The organism is Hymenobacter sp. BT559, assembly GCF_017571525.1.
Lineage (GTDB): Bacteria > Bacteroidota > Bacteroidia > Cytophagales > Hymenobacteraceae > Hymenobacter > Hymenobacter ginsengisoli.
Map to the genome: position 1 here is coordinate 36,344 of NZ_JAGETY010000009.1, position 19,697 is coordinate 56,040.

Consider the following 19,697-nt stretch of genomic DNA (forward strand, 5'->3'; position numbering starts at 1 on the left):
TACTGCTACTTACTTCCTGATATGAAACTCATCCGCTACGGCCAGCCGGGCCAGGAAAAGCCGGGCGTTGTGCTCCACGACCAGTACTACGACGCGTCGGCCTTTGGCCAAGACTATACTGAGGAGTTTTTTGCTACCGACGGCTTGCGGCGGCTGGCCGACTTTGTGCAGGCGAACGCTGGGACTCTCCCCCCCCTAGCCGAGGGTCAGCGCCTGGGGCCACCCGTAGCGCGGCCCTCCAAAATCCTGTGCATTGGCCTCAACTACGCCGACCACGCCCGCGAAACCGGGGCTACCCCGCCCGCCGAACCGGTACTTTTCATGAAATCGACCACGGCCTACGTGGGGCCCAACGATGACATTATCATTCCTAAAAATTCGGTAAAAACGGATTGGGAAGTGGAGTTGGCAGTGGTTATCGGCAAGCGGGCTTCGTATGTAGAGGAGGCTGATGCCCACGAGTATATCGCCGGCTACGTCTTGCACAACGACGTGAGCGAGCGCGAGTTTCAGCTGGAGCGCAGTGGCACCTGGGACAAGGGCAAGGGCTGCGACACGTTTGCGCCCGTCGGCCCTTTTCTGGCGACGCCCGACGAGCTGGGCGACCTGGACAACCTGCGCCTGTGGCTGACGGTGAACGGGCAGCTGATGCAGGATGGCACCACCGCCAACCTCATTTTCAAGGTGCCGTTTCTCGTTTCCTACCTCAGCCAGTTCATGACCCTGCTGCCCGGCGACATCATCTCGACGGGTACGCCGGCGGGGGTAGGGCTGGGCTTTAAGCCACCTATTTACCTCAAGCCCGGCGACGTGGTAGAGCTAGGCATCGACGGGCTGGGCACTTCGCGCCAAGTAGTGAAAGCGTATGGCTCGCATTGACGCGCACCAACATTTCTGGCACTTCGACCCGGTGCGCGACGCCTGGATAACGCCCAATATGGCGGCCATCCGGCGCGACTTCCTCCCCCCCGATTTGGCGCCCCTCTTGGCCAGGCACGGCCTAGCGGGCTGCGTGGCGGTGCAGGCCAGCCAGTCGGAGCACGAAACTGATTTCCTGCTGGGCCTGGCGGCCGAGTACGACTTTATCAAGGGGGTAGTGGGCTGGGTCGATTTGCAGGCCGGCACTATTTGGGAGCGGCTAGCCCACTACAGCCAGTTTGAGAAGCTGAAAGGCTTTCGGCACGTGCTGCAAGGCGAAGCCGACCGGGCGCTGATGCTGCGACCGGACTTTAAACGTGGGCTCGGGGCACTTTATGCGCATGGATTTACTTACGACTTATTGGTGCTGCCCGACCAATTAAGCTACGCCGCCGAGCTAGCCGCCTGTTTCGATAGGCAGCCCTTTGTGCTCGACCACATTGCCAAGCCGCTCATCAAGATTGGCGAAATTGAGCCTTGGTGGCGCGATTTACAGGCCCTGGCCGCCCACGAAAACGTGCTGTGTAAAGTCTCGGGCCTGGTAACCGAAGCCGACTGGCAGCACTGGCAGCCCCAGGACTTTGAGCCTTATCTCGACGTGGTGTTCGAAGCCTTTGGGCCTAGCCGCGTCCTGTTTGGCTCCGACTGGCCGGTGTGCAACGTGGCCGGCGGCTACGACCGCCTGCATGCCTTAGTAGCCGACTATGTAGCCCGCCTGTCGGCCAGCGAGCAGGTCCAGTTTTGGGGCGGCAATGCGGAGCGTTTCTACGGCTTAGCCACTGCATAATACTTAATAACCAACTACGTAAAATGGATTTACAGCTTCAGGATAAGGTGATTATCGTCACGGGCGGGGCCAAGGGTATCGGCGAGGGCATCTGCCAGGTACTGGCGCAGGAAGGCGCCATTCCGGTCATCGTGGGCCGCAACCTGGCCGATAACCAGCAAGCCGTAGCTGCCATTGAGGCAGCGGGCGGCCGGGCCTGGGCCGTAGCCGCCGAGCTGGCCGAACCTGCCGAGTGCGCCTCCGCCGTGCAGGCCGTGGTGGCGCACTTCGGCCGCATCGATGGCCTAGTGAACAATGCCGGCGTGAATGACGGGGTAGGGCTGGAAAACGGCACCTACGAAGGCTTCATGCGGAGCCTGCACCGCAACGTGGTGCACTACTACCTCATGGCCCACCACGCCCTGCCCGAGCTCAAAAAATCGCAGGGCGCCATCGTCAACATCACCTCCAAAACAGCCGAAACCGGCCAGGGCAACACCTCGGCCTACGCGGCCGCCAACGGCGGGCGCAACGCCCTCACCCGCGAGTGGGCCGTGGAGCTGCTCAAATATGGCATTCGGGTAAATGCCGTGATGGTGGCCGAAAGCTGGACGCCCGCCTACGCGGCCTGGCTGCAAACCCTCCCCCACCCGGAGGAGAAGCTGCGCGAAATCACCAGCAAAATCCCCTTGGGCAACCGCATGACCACCGCCGAGGAGCTGGCCAATACCACCGCCTTCCTGCTCTCGGCCCGTTCCAGCCACACTACCGGCCAAATCATTCACGTGGATGGCGGCTACGTGCACCTCGACCGCGCCTTGGCCAACGCCTAGCGCGGGCACTGCTTCCCGGCCCTACCCCCTTCATCTCCTCTTTTTCCATGAATACCCTAGTCTGCACCGAGCCGGGCCAGTTTGCCTACCACACTCGCCCTGCGCCCGTGCCGACGGCCGGCCAGGCGCTGCTGCGCATCCGGCGCATCGGCATCTGCGGCACCGATTTACACGCCTTTGAGGGCACGCAGCCGTTCTTTAGCTACCCGCGCGTGCTAGGCCACGAGCTGGCGGGCGAACTGGTAGATGCGGGCGGCGCGCCCGGCTTTGCGCCCGGCGAGGCGGTGACGTTTATTCCGTATTTCGACTGCGGGCACTGCGTGGCCTGCCGCGCGGGCAAGCCCAATTGCTGCGCGCACATGCAGGTGTGCGGCGTGCACGTCGATGGCGGCATGGCCGAGCTACTGGCCGTGCCCGCCCGGCTGCTGGTGCACGGCCAGGGCCTCAGCTACGACGAGCTGGCCTTGGTCGAGCCGCTGGCCATCGGGGCCCACGGCGTGCGCCGGGCCCAGGTGCAGCCCGGCGAGTGGGTGCTGGTAGTGGGCGCCGGACCCATTGGCCTGGGCGTCATGGAGTTTGCCCGCATCGCGGGCGGCCAGGTTATTGCCCTGGATATCAATGAGCAGCGCCTGGCTTTTTGCCGGGAAACTCTCGGCGTGGCGCGCACCCTCAACGCCCTAGCCCCCGACGTGCACGAGCAGCTGGCGGCTATCACGGGCGGCGACATGCCAACGGTGGTCATCGACGCCACCGGCAGCCAGAAAGCCATTGTCAATGCCTTTCAGTACCTGGCGCACGGCGGGCGCTTCGTGCTGGTGGGCTTGCAAAAGGGTGATATCAGCTTCTCGCACCCCGAGTTTCACAAGCGCGAGGCCACGCTGATGAGCAGCCGCAACGCCACCCGCGCCGACTTCGAGCACGTCATTGAGTCGATGAAGCAAGGCCTGGTGAAACCTACTACTTACATCACGCACCGGGCTGCCTTCGACGACTTGAAGGCTGAATTTGCTAACTGGCTCAACCCGGCAGCCGGGGTTATCAAGGCCATCGTTGAAATAGCCTGATTTTGCACCCGCGCTATTCGGGGCAACTAGTATCGGCTGACATCGCGCCCTAGGCCTCGCCGTGCGCTAATCTGCTCCACCTATGCGGCTTTTGTTTTTTGCGGTCCTGGCCTGGCTGCTAGCGCTCAGTGCGGCGGCTCAGAGCACCGTGCGCGGCACCGTGCGCGATGCCAAAGACCAGAGCCCACTCGTGGGCGCCAACGCCATCCTCATTCACCTGCCCGACTCGGTGCGCACCGGCACGGCGGTGGCCGTAGATGGCGGCTTTGAGCTGAGCGGCGTGGCGCCGGGGCGCTATATATTTCTGGCTTCTTTTGTAGGGTATAAAGACCAGCGTCAGCCTGTTACGGTGCCAGCCAACAGGGCAAGCGTCAGCTTGGGCACTATTAAGCTGGCTGCAGATGGGATAGCCTTGAAAACGGTGGTTGTAACTGCCCGGGCAGCACAGCAAAGCCAGAACGGCGACACTATCAGCCTCAACGCCAAGGCCTTCAAGGTGAACCCGGATGCGACGGCCGGCGACCTCATTACCAAGATGCCGGGCATTCAGGTGGGGCCCGACGGCAAGACCCAAGCGCAGGGCGAAAACGTGGCCCAGGTGCTCGTAGATGGCAAGCCTTTTTTCGGCACCGACCCCGACGCGGCCCTCAAAAACCTGCCCGCCGATGCCATCGACCGGGTCGAGATTTTTGACCAGCAGAGCGAGCAAAGCAAGTTTTCGGGCTTCAAAGATGGTAGCACGCAGAAGACGCTGAATATCATTACTAAGCCGCAGTTTCACAACGGGCAGTTTGGGCGGGCGGTAGGCGGCGCGGGACCTAGCAGCAGCGCGGCTACCAAAGGTGCTCGTTACCGGGCTAGCCTCAACCTCAATGATTTCCACGACAATCGCCGCGTTACGGTGCTGACCCAGAGCAACAACGTGAACGAGCAGAACTTTGGCAATGCCGACTTGCTAGGGGCTTCCGGCAACTCAGGGGGCATCAGCACGACGCACGCGGGCGGCCTCAACTATTCCAACTCGTGGAACAAAAAGGCGACCGAACTCACGGGCAGCTACTTCTTCAACCGGTCGAACAACACGCTTAGCACCACGACCAACCGGCAGTTCGTCATCGGCACGCTTTACCAGGAGACCGCCGCTTCGGGCAGCCTCACCTATAGCCACCGGGCCAACCTACGCTTCGAGCATAAAATTGACTCGGCTACCTCCGTGCTGTTTCGGCCAGCCCTAGCGTGGCAGCAGAACAAGACCAATCGAACCCTGGCGGGCCTGACTTCCCGCGATGGCACGCCGCTTAGCTCCATCAATACCCAGTATACTACCGATAACCAAAGCTTTAACCCTAGCGGCGACCTGCTGCTGCGCCGCCGCCTGGGCACGCGGCCCGGCCGCACCATTTCCCTTACCCTCACGGGCTCGCTCAACGACCGCAGCGGCACCACCCTGCTGCGCACCACCAGCACCACCGCCAACCTAAACCAGCGCGCCGACCTCACGCAGCACAGCGGCACCTTAGGCGCCACCCTAGCCCATACCGAGCCGCTGGGCCTGCACAGCCAGGCGCAAGCCACTTACTCGCTCAGCTACGCGCCAAATAATTCCAATAAACGCACCTTTGATTTTCAAGCCGGTGACTACTCGCGGCTGGACACGGCCCTCACCAACGTATTCAGCAACCACTACTTAACCCAGGGCGGCGGCTTAAGCTACCGCTATAATACCCGCAAGGTGCAGGCTTCGGTGGGCGTGAGCGGCCAGGTGGCCCAGCTGCGCGGCGACCAAACCTTTCCGGTGGCCCAGCCCGTGCGCTACACCTTCGTGAATGTGCTGCCCCAGGCTACGTTCAGGTACCTCCTCGACCGCACCCACAACCTGCGCGTCCTTTACCGGACGAACACCAGCGCGCCGAGTCTCAATCAGTTGCAGGCCGTGGTGAATAACTCCAACCCCTTGCAGTTAACTATCGGCAACCCGGCGCTGCGCCAGGAGTACCAGCATAGCCTCACGACTCGTTACACAGCCTCCAATCCGGAGAGAAAGGGTAGCTTCTTTGCCTTGCTCACGGGCTCGTTTACCCAGAATCCGATTGCCAATCGCACTATCGTGGCCGCCCGCGACACCCTCGTGATACCCGCCGGCACCGACCAAGTAGCTCACCTTCCCGCCGGGGGGCAGCTCACGCAGTCCACCAACCTTTCCAACGAGTACACGCTGCGTACCCAAGCCAGCTACGGCCGGCCAATACTAGGGGCCAAGCTCAACCTCAATGCTAATGCGGGAGCAGGCTACAGCCAGAACCCCGGCCTGGTGAACCAAGGCCTGAACTATTCGCGCACCCCTTCCCTGACGGCGGGCCTCACACTGAGCAGTAATATCAGTGAGCGCTTGGACTTTACACTGTCTTCCAACTCGACCCAGAGCTACGTCGTGAACACGCTCAACACCCGCCTCGACAGCCGTTACTTCAGCCAGTCGTCGCACCTGCGGCTGAGCTGGATAGTGGGGCCGGGCATAAGCATTCAGTCTGATGTGGCCCACCAGCTGTACCGGGGTCTGAGCAACGCCTACAACCAAAACTACCTGCTCTGGAACGCCAGCCTGGGCAAAAAGATTTTTGAGGGCCAGCGTGGCGAAATCAAGCTTTATGCCTTCGATTTGCTGGGCCAAAACCGCGCTATCCAGCGCAACGTGAGCGTGGCCTACGTGTCGGACGTGCAAACCACGGTGCTGCAGCGCTACCTCATGCTGATGTTCACTTATAACATCCGCCCGGCTAGTATGCTGCCAACCAATGAAGATGGCCCTAGCGGTGGCGGAGAGCGGCGCGGGCGCGGCGGCTTCAACGGCCAACGCGGCGGATAAGTACTGAGCAAGCTGAGCAGGAGCGGCTATTTTTATAGCAGAGGCAATGCCAATCTGCTATATACCAGCCTGTTCCCAAAATTGTGCATTTCAATAATGACGGAAATTATCAGAATTCCGAACTGGATGTCCGGTCTGATGAATAAACAAAAAACGGCCTTTACATTGCTGTAAAGGCCGTTTTCGTGGGCCCACTTGGAATCGAACCAAGGACCTGCTGATTATGAGTCAGCTGCTCTAACCGATTGAGCTATAGGCCCGGTGCCGGCGCCCGAGGGCTGCTGACGCCGTAAAGTTACATCAGCACTGCTAAATAGGCTGTGGAATTAACGGGCACGCGGCATCTTTTGAGCCCGACCTTTGGGGGCAGCTACTCAAATACTGGCTCGTACTCCTGCTTTACCGCATGCTTCCCAACCTACTTTTTGATTTTGGCGGCGTCATCATCGACATCGACTACGCCCGTACCCCCGAGGCCTTTCGCCGCCTGAGCCGCAGCGGGCAGGCGGCCGAGTACAGCCAGGCCAGCCAGGCCGAGCTGTTCGACCAGCTTGAAACCGGCCGCGTTTCGCCCGCCGCGTTCCGGGACGGGCTGCGGCAACTCTACGACCTCGACGCCACCGATGTCCAGATTGACGATGCCTGGAACGCCCTGCTGCTCGACGTGCCGGCCGAGCGGCTAGCCCTCATTGGTGAGCTGCGCCAGCAAGGACACCAAACGGCGCTGCTCTCCAACACCAACCAGCTGCACATTGCGGAAGTAAACCGCCGGCTAGCCCACCAATACGGGTTTAAAAACGGCATAGCCGATTGCCTCGACCGCGTGTTTTATTCGCAGGAGGTTGGCTATCGCAAGCCGGGCGAGGAGATATTTCACTACGCCCTGCGCGAAATGAACTGGCAGCCCGCCGACACGTTATTCATTGAAGACAGTCCGCAGCACATTGCCACGGCTCGCCGCCTGGGGCTGCGGGTGCTGCACCTGGCCCCGCCCCTCACCCTCACCACCGCGCTGCCCGAGGCCCTGCGCATTTTTCCCCGCGAATACCCTGAACCCCCTGCCCCCACTGCCTGAGCCCCGCCCCGATGAGCCGCTGCTAAGCTGGCCCGCCGTGGCCGAGCCCGCCCCCGCCCGCCGGGCCTGGGCGCAGCGTCTGTTTCGGCGCTACGAGCGGCCGCCGATGCGGCCGGCGTATCGCTACGCCCTGCACCTGGGGCTGCTGCTGGCCACGCTTATTACCACTACCCTAGCGGGCGTGCAGCTGGTGCGCAGTGGGCCCGTAGACTGGCTGGCGCTCGATGTATTCGAGCTCCCGGCGGCCGAGCGGCTGGCCCAGCTACGGTGGGGTGCCCTCTATGCGGGGCCCTTTGTAGGAGTGCTGGCGGTGCACGAATTCGGGCATTACTTCACGGCGCGCTACAACCGCGTGCGCACCTCGCTGCCGTATTTTTTGCCGATGCCGTTTGGGCTGGGCACGTTTGGAGCGGTTATTCGGATAAAGGAACGGATATTTTCGCGGCGCGAGTTTTTTGATATCGGGCTGGCCGGACCGCTGGCGGGGCTGCTGGTGGCGGTGCCGCTGCTCATCTACGGCTTTCACACCCTGCCCGACCAGGCCGAGTACCTGCTCGTGACTACCCGCAGCCTGGCCCGCTACCCGGCGCCCGAGTTCACGCTGACCCAGCCGCTGCTCTACCGCTGGCTCGAAGCCGCCTTTGCCGACCCGCACCGCCTGCCGCCGCCCAACCTGCTATTGCGCTACCCGCTGCTGGTGGCTGGCGAGTTCAGCCTGTTCTTTACGGCCCTCAACCTGCTGCCCATCGGCCAGCTCGATGGCGGGCACATTCTCTACGGCCTGCTAGGGCCACGCCGGGCCGGGCGGCTGTCGGCGGGGCTGTTTGTGGCGTTCATTTTCTACGCTGGGCTCGGCATCTTCTCGGTGCGCAGCGGCTGGCAAACCTGGCTGTACGGCGGCGTGCCCTACGCGCTGTACCTGGGCACGGTGTTCTGGCGCATCCTGCCCCGGCGCAGCTGGGGGCTGGCAGTGGCGGCCGTGGTGTGGCTGGCCCAGATTGGCGTGGCCACAGCTTGGCCGGGTACGTTGGGCCAGCCGGGCTGGCTGGTATTTGGGCTGCTGCTAGGGCGGCTCTCAGGCATTTACCACCCGAGCGCACCCGACGACCGCCCCCTGAGCCCCGGCCGCCGTGTACTGGGCTGGGTTATGGTAGGGCTGTTTGTATTGTGCTTCTCGTCGTCGCCGCTGGCGATGCTGCCCGAGGGGCGTATTTTTGGGTAGGATACGTAGTTTATGCAGTTTCAGCAAAGTCAGGTTACCCGCTCCACGCAGTTTGCGCTGCGCCAGGATGGGCTGTTTGTGAGCCAGCGCGATGGCCGCGGGCAGGTAGATATCGCCGTCGAGATTTCTTACGAGGAGGTATTGCCTATCCACCTAGAGTACCGCAACGCCCTGCCCACCCAGCGCCTGGGGCTACTTATCACGGTAGGCGGCTGGTTGATTATTCAGGCCCTGAACCACTACCGGCCCGGCCACACCGTGCTGCCCGAAAACTTTTGGGTGTATGTAGTCAGCGCCCTGGCCGGGCTAGGGCTGGTGGTGCTGTATGCCTGGCAAAACTGGTGGCACCAAGCCATTGTGAAAACCGCCAACCTGCGCGTGGCCCTCGCCGACCACCCGCGCGACCGCCGTAAGCTCCGCGCCTTTATCCAGGAGGTAGAAACCCACGCCAAAGGCTACCTGCGCCGCGAGTATGCGCCCATCAATCCGCTAGGCCTTATCGAGCCGCAGCTGCGCCGCCTAGCCTGGCTGCACGAATTGGCGGTGCTCGACACCCCCGAGGCGCAGGCCCTGGCCACGCGCCTCACCGGCCGCCTGCCCGGCCGGGGCTTTAAGAGCATGGGCCAGAAACTGGAAGCGCCGTATGTTAATTAAGTAGTGAGAAGAAGGTGCTTAGCTCTGAGGCAGCTGAAATACTACCTTAAGGCTAAGTGCTGCACTCCTGATTCCTCCTTTAAGAATAAGCCCAGCCATAACCTAACGGCTAACCTCGTGCGTACTGCGGAAGTACCTTTTCCACCTTCCGCCATGAGCATAACGCTGAATAAAGCTGCCGTCACCTTTGCCAAAGACTTGATTAAGAACGGCAAAATCAAGAACGACGAAGGCCACTGGGGTCAGCATAACCCCGGCTCGACCGAGGAAAATGCCTTCCTGAAAAAGCACGAAATCGACGAGTACGCCAAGTGGCACCTCGGCGAAGACAAAAGCCAGAGCGAGGACAACAAGGGCCGCTACAAATTCCCCTACGGCGACTTCAAAACTGTGCACCGCGATGGCCTCATTGCTGCCAAGGAGCGCGCCGCCCAGCAAGGCTACCACGACATCGAAAAAGCTGCCGATGAGCTGCTGAGCTCGCTCGAGAAAAAGGCCGCCTAAACCACGGATTCGAGCGGATTTTTCGGATTACACGGATTTTGTGGACGCCCGCTTTTAGTACCATTTACAAAAAAGGCCATCCTGACGGATGGCCTTTTTCACATTTTAGCAGTTGCGTCCACAAAATCCGCGTAATCCGAAAAATCCGCTCGAATCCGTGGTTCAGACTTACTGACCATCCGAACTGAATTTGCCAGCTAGCCGAGCGCCTTCACGCCGGGCAGTTCCTTGCCTTCCATAAACTCCAGCAAAGCGCCGCCGCCGGTGCTGATGTAGCTCACGCGGTCGCCGTAGCCGAGCTGCTGCACGGCCGCCGCCGAGTCGCCGCCGCCGATGAGCGAGTAGGCGCCCGCCTCAGTAGCCTCGGCAATGGCGCGGGCCACGTACTCGGTGCCCAGCGAGAAGTTACTCATCTCAAACACGCCCATCGGGCCGTTCCAGAGAATGGTTTTAGAGTCTTGAATGATGCCGGCAAACTGCTCGCGGGCATCAGGACCGAGGTCGAGGCCCATCCAGCCGGTCGGAATAGACAGGTTGGAAGCTACGTCTACGTCGGCATCGTTGGCAAACTTATTGGCGATGAGGCTATCGCCGGGCAGCACCAAATTTACCCCTTTAGCTTTTGCCTTCTCAATGAGGCTCTTGGCTAGCTCTACTTTGTCGGCTTCGAGCAGCGAGCTGCCTACCGTGCCGCCCTCGGCCACGGCAAAGGTGTAGGCCATGCCGCCGCCGATGAGCAGATTATCAACCTTATCCAGCAACTGCTCGATAATGAGGATTTTATCAGAAATCTTGGCCCCGCCCATAATGGCCGTAAAGGGCCGGATGGGGTTTTCGAGCACCTTCTGGGCATTGTCGAGCTCGCCTTGCAGCAGGTAGCCGCCCACCCGGTTTTCGGGCGCGAAGTACTGCGCCATCACGGCCGTGGAGGCGTGGCGGCGGTGCGCGGCCCCGAAGGCATCGTTCACGTACACATCGCCGAGGCGGGCTAGCCGCTGTGCAAAGGCTTCATTGCCAGCCTCTTCCTCGGGGTGAAAGCGCACGTTGTCGAGCAGTAGCACCTGGCCGGGCTGCAGGGCCTGCGAGGCGGCCAGGGCCTCGTCGCTGAGCACGTCGCCACCCCAGATTACCTCGCGGCCATACTCTTGCTGCAAGCGCTGGCGCAGGCTTTCGAGCGAGTATTTCTTTTCGTAGCCGCCCTTGGGCCGGCCCAGGTGCGAGAGCAGCACCACCGAGCCACCATCGTTAAGAATTTTCTGGATAGTGGGCGTAGCGGCCCGGATGCGGGTGTCGTCGGTGATGTGCAGGTCTTTATCGAGCGGCACGTTGAAATCGACGCGCACCACGGCGCGGTGGCCGGCGAAGTTGTAGTTGGCGAGGGTGTTCACGGGAGCAATGAGTAAATGAGCGAATGGGTAAATGAGTGAATGGCCTACCGTCGCTGTACGGGTTTGGCCGCGCAAAGTAGCAACTGGTAGTGAGCGAATGCATGAACCGGGCCTTTGGCCGTCATTCAGCCATTCACTCATTCGCCCATTCAGCCATTGTCCGCCGCCGTACCTTTGCACCTAGTATGATGAGAATCGGCATTTTCTTTGGTGGCACCTCGCGTGAGCGGGAGATTTCCTTCGCCGGCGGGCGCACCGTTTTTGATAATCTGGACAAGGGCCTGTTTCAGCCCGTCCCCATTTTTGTGGATAGCCAGGGGCACTTCATCCTGCTCGACTGGCAGTACCTCTACAAGGGCACCATCCGCGATTTTTACCCGCCCGTGGCTGCCCTGCCCGCCACCCGCCACCCCTGGCAGGTGTACCTCGAAAGCTTGGGCGAGCTCAGCCCGGAGGCCCTCACAGAGCTTATCGGCCACGTAGGCCGCCAGGTCGAGGCTAGCGAGCTGCCTAAGCTCATGGACTTTGCCTTCCTGGCTCTGCACGGGCCGGGCGGCGAGGATGGCGCCATTCAGGGTCTGCTGGAGTGGGTGGGTATTCCGTACTCGGGCTCCGGCATTCTGCCCTCGGCCTTCGGCATTGATAAAATCGCGCAAAAGAAGCTGCTGAAAGCCACCGGCTTGCCCACGCCCGACTTCTACGTGCTTACCGCCGCCGACTGGGCCACCGCCGACCCGGATGCGCTGCTTTCGATGCTGGGCCGCGAGCTAGGCCTGCCGCTGGTGCTGAAGGCCCCGCGCCAGGGCAGCAGCATCGGCATCAGCATTGTGCGCGAGGAAGACCCGGCGGTGTTCAGCGCCGCCGTAGACCGCGCGCTGTTTCGCCGCACACTTACCAAAGCCGAGTGGGCCAAGCTGGACGAAGAAGGCCAGCGCGCCTGGGTACGCCAATTAGCTGATATTCGGGAAGGTATTGCCCTACCCGTAACGCTCAACGGCGGGCCGGCCATCAACCACCCTGAAGCGTTGTTGGAGGCACTCGCTACTGCGTTCGAGCAGGCCGACAACGTCTTGATTCAGAGCACTACTGGCGAAACCCAAGTTCTCATCGAGAGCTTCGTGGCCGGCCGCGAGTTTTCGTGCATCGTGGTGGAAGATGCTAACGGTGCCCCGCTAGCCCTCCCTCCCACCGAGATTGTGAAGGGCACCGAAGTTTTCGACTACCGTGCCAAGTACCTGCCGGGGCTAGCCCGCAAGGTGACGCCCATCGACCTGCCCGAGGCCGATATCGAGCGCATCCGGCAGGAGGCGCAGAACATGTTCGCCACCTTCGGCTTCGAGGTGTATGCTCGCCTCGATGGCTTTATTCAGGCCGATGGCACCATCTTCCTCAACGACCCGAATACCACGAGCGGGATGCTGCCGGCGTCGTTCTTCTTCCACCAAGCGGCCGAGATTGGGCTGAACCCCAGCCAGTTCCTGACTTATATTATCCGCACCTCGCTGAACGCGCGGCGGCGCAACGGGATGAAGCCCGTGCAGCTCGGCGCGGCCCTAGCCACGCTGGACGCCGGCATTCGGTCGCGCCAGCAGGTGCAGGACGACCGCATCCGGGTGGCCGTGATAATGGGCGGCTATTCCTCCGAGCGGCACATTTCGGTGGAGAGCGGGCGCAACATCTACGAGAAGCTGTCGTCGTCGGTGAAGTACCGGCCGGTGCCGGTTTTTCTGGCCGGGAACAGCGAGGAATTCCGTCTCTACGAGCTACCCATCAACGTGATGCTCAAGGATAACGCGGACGATATTCGCGAGAAAATCGAGCACGCCGAGGCCGGCGAGGCCAGCCACCCGGTGCTGGCCCGCATCCGGCAGGAGGCCAGCGGCATCACCGGCACCTACGCCGGGCAGCCGGTGGCCGCGCCGCGCCGCATCTCGTTCGAGGAGCTAGCGGAGCGGGTCGATGAGGTGTTTATTGCCCTGCACGGCCGGCCCGGCGAGGATGGCGCCTTGCAGCAGCAGCTAGAGAAATTTGGTCTGCCCTACAACGGCTCGGGCGCGGCCAGCTCGGCCGTGACCATCAACAAGTTCGAAACCAACCGCCGCCTGCGCGAGGCTGGCCTACGTGTGGCCGACCACCGCATGGCTCAGCGCCTGGAATGGGCCGCCGACCCCGAGCGCTTCTACCAGGAGCTCGAAAATCAGTTTGGCTACCCCTTCATCGCCAAGCCAGCCGACGACGGCTGCTCGTCGGCGGTGAAAAAGATTAAGAATCGCGCCGAGTTGGCTGCTTTCAGCGAGCAGATTTTCCGGCGCGACGAGCCGCTGCTCGTGGGCCCGGCCGAGGTACTGCACCTGGGCTTCAAAGAGGAGTTTCCGCAGAAGGATGCCTTTTTGGTGGAAACCCTTATCGGCCCCGACGGCGCGGCTAAGTTTCTGGAAATCACGGGCGGGCTGCTGACTTCGTACGACGCACAAGGCCAGCTGCAAATCGAGGTTTTCGAGGCTAGCGAGGCACTAGCCACTGGCGAGGTACTGAGTTTGGAAGAGAAATTTTTGGCCGGCGAAGGGCAGAATATCACCCCAGCCCGCTACGCTCAGGACCCAGCCGAGCGCCAGCGCATCTCCGATGAAGTGAAGCGGGTGCTGCGCCAGGTGGCCGAGATTTTGCATATCGAGGGCTACGCCCGCATCGACGCCTTTGTGCGCGTGCGGCAGTCGGGCGCCATTGAAGTGCTTATTATTGAGGTCAATTCCTTGCCTGGCATGACGCCCGCTACCTGCATCTTCCACCAAACGGCCCTAGCGGGCTACACGCCCTACCAATTCATCGACCGGATTCTGGACTTTGGCAAGGCCCGGCAGGAAAAGGCAACCACCATCTCTTAATCTATAATCGTCTGTCATTGCGAGCTTGCGAAGCAATCTTTCCTTTCCGCTAGGGGTAGTATTCCTAACGATACCAACGACAAGGAAAGATTGCTTCGCAAGCTCGCAATGACAGTTTGCCTTAAGCACTTCCTTAGTAAAAATGTCCTTCTTTAAATCCGATACTTGGTTCGACGTCTTCAAGCACCTGGCGCTGATTGTGGCGCTGGGCGTGGCGCTGGTGCTGGGCTTCTTCTACGTGTACCTTCCCATCACCACGCACCACGGCGAAACCATTGTAGTGCCCAAAATAACGGGCATGAACGTGGCCGAGCTGGAGAATTACCTCGACGAGCGTAATCTGGCGTACTTCGTGGACGACAGCAGCTACGCGCCCGGCACGCGCCCCCTCACGGTGCTGACCCAGGAGCCTGCCCCTGGTGAGAAGGTAAAGCAGGACCGCAAAATCTACATTTCGGTGGCCATGCGCCGCCCGCCGGTCATCAAAATGCCGAAGCTGACCGATGGCTCAGTGAAAAACGCCCAGCTTATCCTGGCCAGCTACGACCTCACCATCGGCCAGATAAAGCTGGTGCCCAACGTGGCCAAAGACGCTGTACTCAAGCAGTTGGTGGGCGGCAAGGAGATAGCGGCTGGCGCACCCATCGCCAAAGGCACCAAGGTAGACCTGGAAGTAGGTGATGGCCTCGGCAACACCGAGTTTGCAATACCCAACCTCGTGAATATGCCGGAGGATGAAGCCCGCACGCTGCTAGCCGGCCAGCACCTCGAAGTAGGCGAAGTATTTAAACAGCCCGCCGAAACCGGCCAGATGCCCGGCACCGTGGTGCGTCAGCGGCCGGTGGCAGCGCCGGGCGCTACCATCCGCATGGGTCAGCTCGTCGATTTGTGGATAGCAGAGTAATATTTTAGCGTAGAAAAACGTCTGTCATTGCACGTGCTTCGTAGCAATGACAGACGTTTTTTTGTACTAGAAGCTAATAAGGCAGCGAGCCGACCGGCCAGACGGCTTTCAGCGGTCTGACTGGGCAGCCTGCCTCGCTATTATATTATAAATAAGCTGTTTATGAATCAACTATTCCGCTTGCTAGGGTTGCCGGCCTTGCTGCTGAGCCTCGTGGCTCAGGCGCAGACTACGCCACTCGTGCTTACGCCCCAGCCGCTGGCGGCCGACCCTAGCCGGACGACTGCTACGGCCCGGCCGGCGGCCACGGCCACGCTGCGCACAGCCGCGCTAGGGCTGCCGTTTTTTGAAGACTTCACCTCCCCCCTCGATGGCCAGCCTAGCTCCCAGCGCTGGCAGCCGGCTACCACCAATTATCCGGACGGCAGCGGCCTGACGCAGCACTACGGCGGTGGCGGGGCCTACGTAAGCAACCGCCTCGCCCGCGAGCCGCTCACGCGCGGCACCGCCACCCTCGATGGCCTGCGGGCCAATGGGCAGCCCTACGCGCCTGGTACGGCCTCGCTCTACAGCGCTACCGATACGCTCACCTCGCAGCCCATCGACCTGAGCGCCTACTCACTGGCTAACAACCTGTATCTTAGCTATGCCTGGCAGGCAGGCACGCTGGTGGGGGCGCCGGTGGCGAGCAGCAGCGGCGCCCCGGTGTATCTCACGCTGGAATTTTTGGACAATGTGGGCCGCTGGAATACCATCTGGACCTACAATGCCGAGGGCAAAACGACCCGGTTTTGGCAAAAGATTTTTCCGCTCGACAAGGCCAGCTACTACCACAGCGGCTTCCGGTTCCGGTTTCGGGCGGCGGGCAATCAGGCATCGAGCCGCGACGCGTTTGGCCTGGATTATATTTATCTGAATGCCAACCGCGCGGCGAATGATACCATCTTTCAAGACATTGCTACCAGCCGCGGCCTGAGCAGCCCGCTCCAAAACTATACGGCTATGCCGGTGTGGCAGTACGCGGCCAGCGCCACTAGCCCCCTCAACCCGGCCCTGACGGCCACGGTCAATAACCTGTTGCCCAGTGGAAACCCAACGCCTATTAACTGGCTGGGCACGGTGCGCGAGCTCACAAGCGGCGGCTTTGGCGGCACCTGGGTAACGGGCAGCCAGCCGCTGCTGGCCGGGGCGCGGCAGGTAGTTATCAGCGGCGATGCGCGCACGGCGCCCCTGCCAGCAACCAGCACCACCAGCCGCTACCGTTACACGTTAGCCCTGCAAACCAACGAAACCAACCCGCTCACGCTGCCCAACGACACTACCTACCGCGACCTAGAGTTGGCTGATTACTATGCCTTTGACGACGGCACAGCCGAGTCGTTTCTAACCCTTCCGGCCCAGAGCACCGGGCCCCTATCGTACTACGCCTACCCCATCACAGCGGCCAAGGGCGACCAGGTGCAGCGCATTCAGCTAGCCCCTATTTTCAACAACATTCCGCTGGCGCAGGGCGGCGAAAACTTTCAGAGCCGCTCGGTGACGGTGGCCGTGTGGGCCGACAACAAAGGCCAGCCTGCCGATGTACCGCTAGCCACCTCAACAACCATAATACCCAACCCCTTGCCTAAAACCGGGCAAGTGTTTTTCGACGTGAAATTTTCGACGCCGGTACCCGTATCGGGGCGGTTTTATATCGGCTACGGACAGGCTTCGAATGGGCAGTTTTTGCCTTATGGCTTCGATTTAAATAATGCCTCGACGGCCCCGACCTTGTTTTTCAACAACCAGAGTACGTGGTCGCAGCCCACGCTCTCGACAGCCGGCACCATCATGATGCGTGCCGTGATGAACAACAACATCGTGCTGGCTACCCAAGCTCAGCAGGCTACCAGCGCTCAGTTTAGCCTTTACCCCAACCCGAGCCCGCGCGGCACGGCCGTGGCCGTGAGCGGCCCCACCTTCCGTCGCGCCACGGTGCTCGACGTGCTAGGCCGCCCGGTATGGCAGCAGCCCGCCGCCGAGGCTGGCCAGCCTACCCTGCACTTGCCAACTAGTCTGGCCGCCGGCATGTATATGGTGCAGCTAACTTTGCCCGATGGCAGCCTGGCTACCCGCCGCCTCGTGGTAGAGTAGCCAGCCGCCGGCTCACCTTTAACGTCTAAAAGCTTATGCCCGACATCACTGCTTCCGAACTGCACCAGCGCCAGCAAGCCGGCGAAACGCCCACCATCATCGACGTGCGCGAGCCCTGGGAGTTTGAGGAATCCCGCATCAGCGGCAGCCAGAACATTCCGCTCGGCAACCTGCCCCAGCAGCTCGACGACCTGGAAGACCTGAAAGACCAGGAAGTTATCGTACACTGCAAGAGCGGCACCCGCTCCTCAGCCGCTAAAGCTTTCCTTACCCAGCAAGGCTTCACCAACGTGCGCAACCTGGAAGGCGGTATTACGGCCTACCAGGCAAAGTAGCACGCAGCAGAAGCTGCGCGCTACTTAACCCCCAGCCGGCCATCGGCGGCGTAAACTAGCCGGCCCAGCTCTACCAGGCCCCGCAGGGCGGCCGTCACGGCTGAAGCCTCGGCGGTGGGGTAGCGGGCCACTACCTGGCGTGGCAGCAGTGGCGCGGCTCGTAGCAATTCGAGCAATCCGGCTTGGAGCCCGGCGGTGCTTTCGGGCGCTTGCCGGGCTTTTTTGCGGGCCAGGCACACGTCGCACACGCCGCAGGCCGGCGCATCGGGCTCGGCGAAGTAGTCTAGCAGCTGCTGCTGACGGCAGTGCGTAGTGCTGGCTGCGTAGTCGATAACGGCCTTCGTCTGGTGCTCGGTGAGCTGCTTGGCAGCCTTGAGGCGGCGCTCATCGAGCGGCAACTGCGCGGCGTCGTAGCGCGGCGTGAGAAACAGCGCCTGCGGCAGCTCGCGCCGGGGCTGGTAGTGGAGCACGCCGGTGCTGTGCAGGTAGCGCAGCTGGCGCACCACATCGGTGGTGCTTTGGCGCAAATGCCGGGCTAGCGCACTCTCCGAAATACCCTGAAACGCTACGAACAACTCGCCGCCATACAGCCGCAGCAGTGCCTTAATGAGTTGGTCGTGCTGGGCATTGGCGACTTGAAACTGATATAAATCGTGCTGATTGCTAATGAGCTGCACCCTGGCGGGCTGGTTCACGGCCTCGGTGAGCTGCACGAAGCCTTGCTGCTCCAGCATCTTGAGTGCGTGGTGAGCATCAACAGCTTTGAGACGATAGGTCTCGGCAAAGGCCCCTAGGTCGAAGTCAAATGCCACCAGCTCGCCGCCACCCACGGCCGTGCGCGAGTAGTTGGCCAGCGCTTGGTACACGCGCCGCACCACATCGGGCGGCGGGTGAGCTAGCTGGGCCTGCCGGCGCAGGCTATCGGCATCGGCCGGGCCGCTGAGCAGCACGGCGAAGGCGTAGAGGCCATCGCGCCCGGCCCTGCCGGCCTCCTGGTAGTAGGCTTCGAGGGTAGCGGGCGCGTCGAGGTGAGCTACTACCCGCACGTCAGGCTTATCGATACCCATCCCAAAGGCATTAGTAGCCACAATAATGCGCGTTTTATCGGCTAGCCAATCTTGCTGAATGCGAGTGCGCTGCTCGGCGGCAAGCCCGGCATGATACGCGGCCGCCGGCAGCTTCTGCTGGCTTAGCCAAGCGGCCGTGTCCTCGGCCTGGCGGCGCGTGCGGGCATACACTATCCCGGTTTTGCCCGGCCCCACCCCACGCAGCACCTCCAGCAAGCGGCGTTGCTTATCCTCGGTTTGCAGCACCGAGTACGAAAGCTTGGGCCTAGCAAAGCTCTGTGTGAAAATGCCATATCCGGGCCGGAAGCTAAGCTTCTCGACTATATCCTGGCGCACTTGACCGGTGGCCGTGGCGGTAAGGGCAATACACGGCACCTCGGGCAGCAGCGCCCGCAGCTCGGCAATGCGCAGGTAGGGCGGCCGAAAATCGTAGCCCCACTGCGAGAGGCAGTGCGCCTCATCAATGGCCAGCAGGCCCACGCTCATGCGCGCCACCCTGGCCCGAAAAAGGTCAGTTAATAGGCGCTCGGGGCTGACGTACAAGAACTTCACTTCGCGGCCGTACACGCAGTTATCCAGCGCCTGGTCAATTTCCTGGTGGCTCATGCCCGCGTACACGGCCTCGGCTTTGAGGCCCCGCTTGCGCAGGTTTTCGACCTGGTCGCGCATGAGGGCAATAAGTGGCGTAACGACTACACACAGCCCCGGCCGGGCCAGTGCCGGCACCTGAAAGCAGACGCTTTTGCCGCCCCCGGTGGGAAGCAGGGCTAGCGCGTCGTGCCCAGCTAGTACGGCTTCTATTATTTCCTGCTGCCCCGGCCGAAACGCCTGATGTCCCCAATACTGGCGCAGCAGGGCTAGCGGGTCGGCGGTTAGGGGAACAGCGGGCGCGAGGGACATAAAGCAAAATTACGGCTGCCCTGTCTGAACCACGGATTAAACGGATTTTCCGGATTACTCGGATTTTGTGGACGATTCTCTGGCTGCGTCCACAAAATCCGAGTAATCCGAAAAATCCGTTTAATCCGTGGTTCAGACAAAAAAGCCCGGCACCTTGCGGCACCGGGCTTATAACTACTTCTT

Annotated in this window: 15 protein-coding genes and 1 tRNA gene; 13 read left to right on the top strand and 3 right to left on the bottom strand. The window is 61.6% G+C overall.

Annotated elements, in window-relative coordinates; all coding sequences use genetic code 11:
- Positions 1 to 21: 21 nt before the first annotated feature.
- The 5 genes from J4D99_RS13380 (at position 22) to J4D99_RS13400 (ending at position 6,447) form a co-directional block, all read left to right on the top strand.
- Entirely contained in the window at positions 22 to 879 is an 858-nt protein-coding gene (locus tag J4D99_RS13380; protein WP_208132230.1) for a fumarylacetoacetate hydrolase family protein, read from the top strand.
- Positions 866 to 1,705 carry an amidohydrolase family protein gene (locus J4D99_RS13385; protein WP_208132231.1) on the top strand — a complete coding sequence of 280 codons (840 nt, stop codon included), beginning with the start codon at positions 866 to 868 and terminating at the stop codon, positions 1,703 to 1,705. Before J4D99_RS13380 ends, J4D99_RS13385 begins: the two co-directional genes overlap by 14 nt.
- 23 nt (positions 1,706 to 1,728) lie before the next feature.
- Positions 1,729 to 2,517, top strand: coding sequence for an L-fucose dehydrogenase (locus J4D99_RS13390; protein WP_208132232.1), 789 nt, complete (start codon positions 1,729 to 1,731; stop codon positions 2,515 to 2,517).
- 47 nt (positions 2,518 to 2,564) lie between these two features.
- Positions 2,565 to 3,581, top strand: a complete 1,017-nt coding sequence (locus J4D99_RS13395; protein ID WP_208132233.1) for a zinc-binding alcohol dehydrogenase family protein — start codon at positions 2,565 to 2,567, stop codon at positions 3,579 to 3,581.
- A gap of 82 nt (positions 3,582 to 3,663) precedes the next feature.
- Complete coding sequence (locus J4D99_RS13400; protein ID WP_208132234.1) at positions 3,664 to 6,447, top strand: TonB-dependent receptor; 2,784 nt, start codon at positions 3,664 to 3,666, stop codon at positions 6,445 to 6,447.
- A 186-nt stretch (positions 6,448 to 6,633) separates the two neighbouring features.
- Here J4D99_RS13400 and J4D99_RS13405 read toward each other — a convergent pair.
- Positions 6,634 to 6,707 (bottom strand) — tRNA-Ile (locus J4D99_RS13405).
- A 146-nt stretch (positions 6,708 to 6,853) separates the two neighbouring features.
- Between J4D99_RS13405 and J4D99_RS13410 the strand changes: the two genes are divergently transcribed.
- The 4 genes from J4D99_RS13410 (at position 6,854) to J4D99_RS13425 (ending at position 9,902) form a co-directional block, all read left to right on the top strand.
- Positions 6,854 to 7,522 carry an HAD family hydrolase gene (locus J4D99_RS13410; protein ID WP_208132235.1) on the top strand — a complete coding sequence of 223 codons (669 nt, stop codon included), beginning with the start codon at positions 6,854 to 6,856 and terminating at the stop codon, positions 7,520 to 7,522.
- Positions 7,523 to 7,559: 37 nt separating this feature from the next.
- Positions 7,560 to 8,744, top strand: a complete 1,185-nt coding sequence (locus tag J4D99_RS13415; RefSeq protein WP_208132236.1) for a site-2 protease family protein — start codon at positions 7,560 to 7,562, stop codon at positions 8,742 to 8,744.
- A 12-nt stretch (positions 8,745 to 8,756) separates the two neighbouring features.
- Positions 8,757 to 9,398: a hypothetical protein gene (locus tag J4D99_RS13420; RefSeq protein WP_208132237.1), complete on the top strand. Its 642-nt coding sequence runs from the start codon at positions 8,757 to 8,759 to the stop codon at positions 9,396 to 9,398.
- 153 nt (positions 9,399 to 9,551) lie between these two features.
- Entirely contained in the window at positions 9,552 to 9,902 is a 351-nt protein-coding gene (locus tag J4D99_RS13425) for a hypothetical protein (RefSeq protein WP_208132238.1), read from the top strand.
- Positions 9,903 to 10,099: 197 nt separating this feature from the next.
- On the opposite strand, the gene J4D99_RS13430 is transcribed toward J4D99_RS13425, so the two are convergent.
- Positions 10,100 to 11,290 carry a phosphoglycerate kinase gene (locus J4D99_RS13430; protein ID WP_309509585.1) on the bottom strand — a complete coding sequence of 397 codons (1,191 nt, stop codon included), beginning with the start codon at positions 11,288 to 11,290 and terminating at the stop codon, positions 10,100 to 10,102.
- A 185-nt stretch (positions 11,291 to 11,475) separates the two neighbouring features.
- Here J4D99_RS13430 and J4D99_RS13435 point away from each other — a divergent pair, with 185 nt between their 5' ends.
- From J4D99_RS13435 to J4D99_RS13450, 4 genes are all read left to right on the top strand, one after another.
- Entirely contained in the window at positions 11,476 to 14,175 is a 2,700-nt protein-coding gene (locus J4D99_RS13435; protein ID WP_345229151.1) for a D-alanine--D-alanine ligase family protein, read from the top strand.
- A gap of 142 nt (positions 14,176 to 14,317) precedes the next feature.
- On the top strand, positions 14,318 to 15,079 hold the full coding sequence (locus J4D99_RS13440; RefSeq protein ID WP_208132240.1) for a PASTA domain-containing protein: 762 nt from the start codon (positions 14,318 to 14,320) through the stop codon (positions 15,077 to 15,079).
- A gap of 162 nt (positions 15,080 to 15,241) precedes the next feature.
- Entirely contained in the window at positions 15,242 to 17,212 is a 1,971-nt protein-coding gene (locus J4D99_RS13445) for a T9SS type A sorting domain-containing protein (RefSeq protein ID WP_208132241.1), read from the top strand.
- Positions 17,213 to 17,247: 35 nt separating this feature from the next.
- Entirely contained in the window at positions 17,248 to 17,547 is a 300-nt protein-coding gene (locus J4D99_RS13450) for a rhodanese-like domain-containing protein (RefSeq protein WP_208132242.1), read from the top strand.
- A gap of 20 nt (positions 17,548 to 17,567) precedes the next feature.
- Here J4D99_RS13450 and J4D99_RS13455 read toward each other — a convergent pair whose 3' ends face one another.
- Positions 17,568 to 19,514 carry a RecQ family ATP-dependent DNA helicase gene (locus tag J4D99_RS13455; RefSeq protein WP_208132243.1) on the bottom strand — a complete coding sequence of 649 codons (1,947 nt, stop codon included), beginning with the start codon at positions 19,512 to 19,514 and terminating at the stop codon, positions 17,568 to 17,570.
- Positions 19,515 to 19,697: the final 183 nt, after the last annotated feature.

What these genes read in the sequence shown, in the direction of transcription:
- J4D99_RS13410 (WP_208132235.1), top strand. Translation starts at nt 6,854, where the DNA reads ATGCTTCCCAACCTACTTTTTGATTTTGGCGGCGTCATCATCGACATC.
- J4D99_RS13435 (WP_345229151.1), top strand. Translation starts at nt 11,476, where the DNA reads ATGATGAGAATCGGCATTTTCTTTGGTGGCACCTCGCGTGAGCGGGAG.
- J4D99_RS13385 (WP_208132231.1), top strand. Translation starts at nt 866, where the DNA reads ATGGCTCGCATTGACGCGCACCAACATTTCTGGCACTTCGACCCGGTG.
- J4D99_RS13420 (WP_208132237.1), top strand. Translation starts at nt 8,757, where the DNA reads ATGCAGTTTCAGCAAAGTCAGGTTACCCGCTCCACGCAGTTTGCGCTG.
- J4D99_RS13395 (WP_208132233.1), top strand. Translation starts at nt 2,565, where the DNA reads ATGAATACCCTAGTCTGCACCGAGCCGGGCCAGTTTGCCTACCACACT.
- J4D99_RS13400 (WP_208132234.1), top strand. Translation starts at nt 3,664, where the DNA reads ATGCGGCTTTTGTTTTTTGCGGTCCTGGCCTGGCTGCTAGCGCTCAGT.
- J4D99_RS13425 (WP_208132238.1), top strand. Translation starts at nt 9,552, where the DNA reads ATGAGCATAACGCTGAATAAAGCTGCCGTCACCTTTGCCAAAGACTTG.
- J4D99_RS13440 (WP_208132240.1), top strand. Translation starts at nt 14,318, where the DNA reads ATGTCCTTCTTTAAATCCGATACTTGGTTCGACGTCTTCAAGCACCTG.
- J4D99_RS13390 (WP_208132232.1), top strand. Translation starts at nt 1,729, where the DNA reads ATGGATTTACAGCTTCAGGATAAGGTGATTATCGTCACGGGCGGGGCC.
- J4D99_RS13380 (WP_208132230.1), top strand. Translation starts at nt 22, where the DNA reads ATGAAACTCATCCGCTACGGCCAGCCGGGCCAGGAAAAGCCGGGCGTT.
- J4D99_RS13445 (WP_208132241.1), top strand. Translation starts at nt 15,242, where the DNA reads ATGAATCAACTATTCCGCTTGCTAGGGTTGCCGGCCTTGCTGCTGAGC.
- J4D99_RS13450 (WP_208132242.1), top strand. Translation starts at nt 17,248, where the DNA reads ATGCCCGACATCACTGCTTCCGAACTGCACCAGCGCCAGCAAGCCGGC.
- J4D99_RS13455 (WP_208132243.1), bottom strand. Translation starts at nt 19,514, where the DNA reads ATGTCCCTCGCGCCCGCTGTTCCCCTAACCGCCGACCCGCTAGCCCTG.